This is a genomic window from Citrobacter sp. wls757, assembly GCF_005280935.1.
Taxonomy (GTDB): domain Bacteria; phylum Pseudomonadota; class Gammaproteobacteria; order Enterobacterales; family Enterobacteriaceae; genus Citrobacter; species Citrobacter portucalensis.
Genome location: NZ_SZWU01000015.1, coordinates 118,877 through 123,906 on the forward strand (window position 1 = coordinate 118,877; position 5,030 = coordinate 123,906).

4 protein-coding genes and 1 pseudogene are annotated in these 5,030 nt (G+C 52.7%); 4 read left to right on the forward strand and 1 reads right to left on the reverse strand.

Annotated elements, in window-relative coordinates; translation table 11 throughout:
* On the reverse strand, window positions 1–900 hold a 900-nt coding region (gene sbcD, locus FDW94_RS02375), incomplete at its 3' end, for an exonuclease subunit SbcD (protein ID WP_249358251.1).
* A gap of 190 nt (window positions 901–1,090) precedes the next feature.
* On the opposite strand from sbcD, the gene phoB reads away from it, so the two are divergent.
* From phoB to FDW94_RS23755, 4 genes and pseudogenes are all read left to right on the forward strand, one after another.
* Window positions 1,091–1,780, forward strand: a complete 690-nt coding sequence (phoB, locus tag FDW94_RS02380; RefSeq protein ID WP_003830970.1) for a phosphate response regulator transcription factor PhoB — start codon at window positions 1,091–1,093, stop codon at window positions 1,778–1,780.
* 50 nt (window positions 1,781–1,830) lie between these two features.
* The gene (phoR, locus tag FDW94_RS02385) at window positions 1,831–3,126 is read left to right on the forward strand and encodes a phosphate regulon sensor histidine kinase PhoR (protein ID WP_003830971.1); all 1,296 of its coding nucleotides are present in this window, start codon (window positions 1,831–1,833) and stop codon (window positions 3,124–3,126) included.
* Between the two features lie 405 nt (window positions 3,127–3,531).
* Window positions 3,532–4,851 carry a branched-chain amino acid transporter carrier protein BrnQ gene (gene brnQ, locus FDW94_RS02395; RefSeq protein ID WP_003021501.1) on the forward strand — a complete coding sequence of 440 codons (1,320 nt, stop codon included), beginning with the start codon at window positions 3,532–3,534 and terminating at the stop codon, window positions 4,849–4,851.
* An 81-nt stretch (window positions 4,852–4,932) separates the two neighbouring features.
* Window positions 4,933–5,030, forward strand: a pseudogene (locus tag FDW94_RS23755) (hypothetical protein); the annotation flags it as partial.

A 5,030-nucleotide genomic window follows, 5' to 3' on the forward strand; every position in this document is an offset into this window, starting at 1 on the left:
TGGCACGTTACGCCACTGTTCAAGCTGGGTGGTAATGGCGGCTAAATCGCCTTTCAGTACCGCAAGCGGCTGGGTGACCGGTACAGTGAGATTTTCAACGGCGCTGAGTTTCCCCGCTTCGAAACTCACCAGATGTACACATTTGCTTTTGCCGCACTCGTCAAAACTGAGGGCAATCGGTGAACCGCAGTAGCGAATATGGTCCGTGCCGCCGATAATCTGCGCCCGGTGAATATGCCCCAGTGCGATGTAGTCCGCGGGTGGAAAGTTTTGCGCCGGAAAGGCGTCCAGCGTACCGATATAAATGTCACGTACGGCGTCACTTTTACTGGCGCCAACGGTGGTCAAATGGCCGGTCGCAATGATGGGCAGGTTTCGATCGCCACGCAGCGTGCAGGCGTCCTGATACTGCTGCTGGTAATAGTCGGTGATCGCCCCCAGCAGATGCTGCTGTTTTTCTTGTCCGGTTAGCCCGGCCTGGCTGGTAATGATGTCACGTGGTCGTAAGAAAGGAACCGGACACAGGATCGCTCCCGGCGTGCCATCACGTTGCGGCAGCACCTGCGGCGCATGGCCGGCGCTGGCAACGACCGTGGTGTTGAGAAACGCCAGAATATCGCGGGACTCATTGAGCGTGGCGACGGAGTCGTGGTTGCCTGCCAGCACGACCAGATGACAGCCAGTTTGCTGCAGATTGACGACAAAACGGTTATACAGCTCACGGGCGTAGCTTGGCGGTGAGCCGGTATCGAAAATATCGCCTGCCACAATAATGGCATCCACCTGCTGGGATTGTGCCGTTTCCAGCAGCCAGTCGAGAAAGGCCTGATGTTCAGCGGCGCGGCTCTTGCTGTAGAAATTTTGGCCCAGATGCCAGTCAGACGTGTGAAGGATGCGCATAAGAGTTCCATGACGATAAAACAGTGGCGGGGATTATAACCTTTCAGAGACGGTAATATCTTGTCTCCGGGCTGTCATAATTCGTCTGGCTGCGTTAAACCTGGACTATCTTTTCATAAATCTGTCATAAAACTGACGCATAATGGCACCGTATTGATGGCAAACGATTTAATTATAAACAGGGCAAATCATGGCGAGACGTATTCTGGTCGTAGAAGATGAAGCTCCAATTCGTGAAATGGTCTGCTTCGTGCTCGAGCAAAACGGTTTTCAACCCGTAGAAGCCGAAGACTATGACAGTGCTGTGAACCAACTCAATGAACCCTGGCCGGATCTCGTCCTGCTTGACTGGATGCTTCCCGGCGGCTCGGGTCTACAGTTTATTAAGCATCTCAAGCGCGAAGCCATGACGCGGGACATCCCCGTGATGATGCTGACGGCGAGGGGAGAAGAGGAAGATCGCGTCCGGGGTCTGGAAACCGGTGCGGATGACTATATTACCAAGCCGTTTTCTCCCAAGGAGCTGGTGGCGCGTATTAAAGCTGTGCTGCGTCGAATTTCCCCCATGGCGGTGGAAGAGGTTATTGAGATGCAGGGGCTGAGTCTTGATCCCACTTCGCATCGCGTAATGACCGGCGAAGAACCGCTGGATATGGGGCCGACCGAATTCAAACTGTTGCACTTCTTTATGACTCACCCCGAACGCGTATACAGTCGTGAACAACTCCTCAATCATGTCTGGGGAACCAATGTCTACGTAGAAGACCGGACAGTGGATGTGCATATCCGCCGCTTACGTAAAGCGCTGGAGCACAGCGGACACGATCGTATGGTGCAGACAGTTCGTGGGACGGGATATCGTTTTTCGACCCGCTTCTGACTGACAAGAATCAGGGCCTGATGGATTAGGCCGTTTATGGAGTAAGACGTTTGCTAGAACGATTGTCATGGAAAAGGTTGGTACTGGAGCTGATCCTGTGCTGCATACCGGCATTTATCCTTAGCGCTTTTTTCGGTTACCTGCCCTGGTTTTTACTGGCGTCGGTAACGGGCCTGCTTATCTGGCATTTCTGGAATTTATTACGTTTATCCTGGTGGTTATGGGTCGACAGAAGTATGACGCCGCCGCCGGGGCGAGGCAGTTGGGAGCCGTTGTTATATGGGCTGCATCAAATGCAGCTTCGCAACAAAAAGCGCCGTCGAGAACTGGGTAACCTGATTAAACGTTTTCGCAGCGGGGCGGAATCACTACCCGACGCGGTGGTGTTGACCACCGAAGAAGGCGGTATCTTCTGGTGTAACGGACTGGCTCAGCAGGTTCTGGGACTGCGTTGGCCGGACGATAGCGGGCAAAATATTCTTAACCTGCTGCGCTACCCGGAATTCACACAATATCTGAAAACGCGCGATTTTAGCCGGCCAATCAATCTGGTGCTCAATACCGGACGGCATCTGGAAATTCGCGTGATGCCCTATACCGATAAGCAATTGTTGATGGTGGCGCGCGACGTTACCCAGATGCACCAACTGGAAGGTTCACGGCGTAACTTTTTCGCCAACGCCAGCCATGAGTTGCGCACACCGCTGACGGTGCTGCAAGGCTACCTGGAAATGATGCAGGAGCATCCGCTGGAAGGGACAACGCGCGAAAAAGCACTGCATACCATGCGTGAACAAACGTACCGTATGGAAGGCCTGGTGAAACAGCTGCTGACGCTGTCAAAAATTGAAGCTGCGCCGACGTTGCAGCTGAATGAGAAAGTCGATGTACCCATGATGCTGCGCGTGATCGAGCACGAAGCGCAAACCCTGAGCCAGCATAAACATACGTTTACCTTTGATGTCGATAACAGCCTGAATGTGCGAGGCAACGAGGAGCAGTTGCGTAGCGCTATCTCGAATCTCGTGTACAACGCGGTGAACCACACACCAGCGGGAACGCACATTACCGTACGCTGGCAGCATGTGGCGTCGGGGGCGGAGTTTTGCGTGGAAGACAACGGTCCGGGCATTGCCCCCGAGCATATTCCACGTTTGACTGAACGTTTTTATCGTGTGGATAAGGCGAGATCGCGACAAACGGGCGGTAGCGGGCTGGGTCTGGCCATCGTGAAACATGCGCTGCATCATCACGACAGCCGTTTGAACATCGAAAGCGAACCAGGCAAAGGGACGCGATTTAGTTTCATGATCCCGGAACGTTTCATTGCCAAAAGTAACGGCTAAGACGTATTCGTAAGATAATCTTTCCAAAAGCCAGCGCAAGCTGGTTTTTTTTATGTGGTCAATAGATGCCTCCTGAATTTCACGACGTTTGATTGTTTTTTGTTCGAACTATTACCCATACCTTTTTCCATGAAATGGTGTTTTGTGCTAACCCTGTTTTTCATATCGCTATATTGTTCTGGTTTTTGGATCCCACCTTGCTTTAAAACGTTATAAGCGTTTAAATTGCGCTCCAGGTGCTGTCATACCGACTGCATTTACGCGGTAAATCGAAAAACTATTCTTCGCCGCGCCAGGTCGGGAGTGTTTCCCGCTGGAATTGAGCAAAAATGCCGCTGTATTGTCCCCCAGGGAAAGGCAAAAATTTACTATTTTCAACACCACATCCACAGGCAGTAAGACTTTATGACCCATCAGTTAAAATCGCGCGATATTATCGCTTTGGGATTTATGACATTTGCACTGTTCGTTGGTGCAGGTAACATCATCTTCCCCCCAATGGTTGGTTTGCAGGCAGGTGAACACGTCTGGACTGCGGCTTTTGGCTTTTTGATTACGGCCGTTGGCCTGCCGGTTCTTACCGTTGTCGCGCTGGCGAAAGTCGGCGGTGGTGTGGACCGACTGAGCACGCCTATCGGTAAAGTTGCCGGTCTGCTGCTGGCGACCGTTTGCTATCTGGCCGTTGGGCCGTTATTCGCTACCCCGCGTACCGCGACGGTCTCTTTCGAAGTCGGGATTGCACCGCTGACTGGTGACTCTGCGCTGCCGCTGTTTATCTATAGCGTTATCTATTTCGCGATTGTCATTCTGGTTTCGCTTTATCCGGGCAAACTGCTGGATACGGTGGGTAATTTCCTGGCACCGCTGAAAATTCTGGCGCTGGTGGTCCTGTCTGTCGCTGCAATCGTCTGGCCAGCAGGCCCGATCAGTAATGCGATGGAAGCCTATCAAACTGCGGCGTTTTCTAATGGCTTCGTGAACGGGTATCTGACCATGGATACGCTGGGCGCGATGGTGTTTGGTATTGTTATCGTTAACGCCGCTCGATCGCGTGGTGTTACTGAAGCGCGTCTGCTGACCCGTTATACCGTTTGGGCGGGTTTAATGGCGGGTGTGGGCTTAACGCTGCTGTATCTCGCGCTGTTCCGTCTGGGTTCAGATAGCGCGATTCTGGTCGATCAGTCTGCTAACGGCGCGGCGATTCTGCATGCGTATGTTCAGCACACCTTTGGCGGTGCAGGAAGCTTCCTGCTGGCGGCGCTGATTTTCATCGCCTGTCTGGTCACCGCGGTTGGCCTGACCTGTGCGTGCGCAGAGTTCTTTGCCCAGTACGTTCCACTGTCTTATCGCACGCTGGTATTTATCCTCGGCGGCTTCTCGATGGTGGTTTCTAACCTGGGTCTGAGCCATCTGATTCAGATCTCTATTCCGGTGCTGACGGCTATCTATCCGCCATGTATCGCACTGGTTGTATTAAGCTTTACCCGCTCATGGTGGCATAATTCTTCCCGCGTCATTGCTCCTGCGATGTTTATCAGCCTGATTTTTGGTATCCTTGATGGCATTAAAGCTTCTGCAATTGGCGACGTGTTACCGGCCTGGACCCAGCGTTTACCGCTGGCGGAGCAGGGGCTGGCGTGGTTGATGCCAACAGTCGTGATGGTGGTCCTGGCAGTTATCTGGGATCGCGCCGCGGGTCGACAAGTGACCTCCAGCGCACACTAATATCACTGACAATAAGTTTTAACCACGGGGCTATTAACATGGCCCCGTGGTTTTTTTATTGTGTTAACAGGTTAGGAATCGATGGAAAGTAATAACAAGCTAAAGCGTGGGCTGAGCACCCGGCACATCCGCTTTATGGCATTAGGTTCAGCAATTGGTACCGGGCTGTTTTACGGCTC